At 50.6% G+C, this 2206-nt stretch carries 1 protein-coding gene and 1 pseudogene; one reads left to right on the forward strand and one right to left on the reverse strand.

Features of this window, described 5'->3' with window-relative positions; all coding sequences use genetic code 11:
• Positions 1 to 144: pseudogene (locus ACFRAK_RS27955) on the forward strand (glutathione peroxidase); the annotation flags it as partial.
• A gap of 352 nt (positions 145 to 496) precedes the next feature.
• On the opposite strand, the gene ACFRAK_RS27960 reads toward ACFRAK_RS27955, so the two are convergent.
• Positions 497 to 2206 (reverse strand): glycoside hydrolase family 127 protein (locus ACFRAK_RS27960; protein ID WP_394573027.1); only part of this gene is annotated, 1710 nt, incomplete at its 5' end.

A 2206-nucleotide genomic window follows, 5' to 3' on the forward strand; every position in this document is an offset into this window, starting at 1 on the left:
CCTGGTGCACTCGGCACCAAATCGATAAAATGGAATTTCACCAAGTTTCTGGTCAATCGAGACGGGAAGGTTGTGAAGCGTTACGCTCCCGCCGATACGCCTGAGAAGATGGAAGCCGACATCAAGCAACTGTTAAGCGAATAACAACTTGATATCATAACGTATTAAAGGGATGGCCTCAGTGCGGCAATCACCGTAATTCTCGGCCCAACACGGATTCCAATCGACCATGTCTAAACATGCTTGTTCATGTAATGTAAAAGGATGCGGATGTGCAGGCATTTTCATAGGAATCGAGCTCTTCAGTGAAAAAGATGCGGATATGCAGGTTTTTATCCCTCATTCGTCCGATTAGCCCTAACTTGAATTAAAAAGCCTGCACATTTGCAGGCTTTTGGTAAATATCGTATCTTCAGCCCACTAATTCCTGCATATTTGCAGGAATTTTTTTCACTCGTGGTCTAGTCTACCAGGTGCCAAACCATAACAATATCCGTCAATATTTCGCTCTTATCCAAACACTCATCTCGTTCTCGCCACGGTTACCCCATAAATAATATGGAATAGCCTTGATAGAGACAGGCGCATACTCATTGGTTGTCGCACGATACAAGGCATCGTCGTCCCAATCTTCCAGCTTCTCACGAAAGCCCTGACCCTCAATGACAACCGCTCCGCTGACCAGTTCAGGATCGAATCTGGCTTGAAGTATCGGATCGGTTGCCAGACTAATGGAGGACAGCAAAGCATCATGATCCACGCCCTCCAGACAGTATACGAGCGGCCCGCGCTGGATTGCAGACTTGCCGGCATTCGCGTGAATCCGCGGGTTGGCCCGGACTTGCTGAATCTCCATGGGGAACTCAAGCTCCAGCGTATCACCCGCTGCCCACGTCCTTGTAATATAAGCATAGCCATCCTTTATGCTGTCTTCGATATAACATGACTGCCCGTTCACTTGTACGGCAGCTTGACCCTGTGCCCACCCTGGAATGCGTACGGCCACGGTCCACTTTACTGCTTGTTCCGGCTGCAACGTCAGGGAAACCCGACCGTGCCAAGGCATCGCGCTGCTCTGAACCAGCTTCACCGGAATACCATCCAACGTTACCTCAGCTTCTCCACCAATATACAGGTGGGTGTAAAGTGTATCGTGACTCATGGTATATACGTACTCCCCGAGCGAAGTCAGCAGCCTCGCCACATTTGGCGGACAGCAAGCGCACGCAAACCATCCTTGACGCACCGGCTTCACATGATGTTTGCCCGGATTGTGATGGCATGCCGTCGGCCAAACCTCCAGCGGGTTCACATAAAAAAAGTGCTGCCCGTCCTGGGCCATACTGCCAAGAACATTGTTATACAAGGCCCTTTCCATCACATCCGCATATTCGGATCGCGGAGAGAGCTGGAGCATCCGCTGCGCGAAGAAGATCAGCCCGATGGAAGCACAGGTCTCCGCGTACACCGTATCATTAGGCAGATCATAATCCGTCGTAAAGGCCTCGCCATGGTGTGTCGAGCCAATTCCCCCAGTAATGTACATTTGCTTGTGAACCGTATTATTCCAAAGATGCCGGCACGCCTCAAGCAAAGCCTCATCTTGCGTACGTGCAGCCATATCCGCCATAGCCGTATACATATAAACCGCCCGGACAGAATGACCAACCGCCACGCGCTGCTCCCTAACAGGTAAATGACTCTGATGATAAGCAATGTCTGGCCGGCGTGAAGGGGAGGCATAGAAAGATGACTTCCCACGCCGTTCCCACTCCATGACGAAGAAGGAAGGCTCTCGTCCTCGCTCATCCAGAAAATATTGACTGAGTCTCAGATATCTCTGCTCTTTCGTAACTTCATATAATTTGATCAGGGCCAGTTCAATTTCCTGATGACCGTCATAGCCGTGAATCTGGCCATCCTCAGGACCAAACACCGTATCGATGTAATCGGCAAAACGGCAAGCCACCTCCAGCAACTTCCGCTTGCCTGTCGCTCGGAAATGGGCGACCGCTGCCTCGATCATATGACCGGCGCAATACAATTCATGACAGTCGGTCAGGTTCGTCCACCGTTTGTCCGGCTCCTTGACCGTAAAATACGTATTAAAGTATCCGTCTGGTTGCTGCGCCGCAGCTACGAGATCAATCATCGCTTCGACTTGTTCATCCAGCTTCGGATCATAAGCAATGGTCAAAGAATAAGC

The sequence above is a fragment of the Peribacillus sp. NPDC056705 genome (assembly GCF_043656335.1).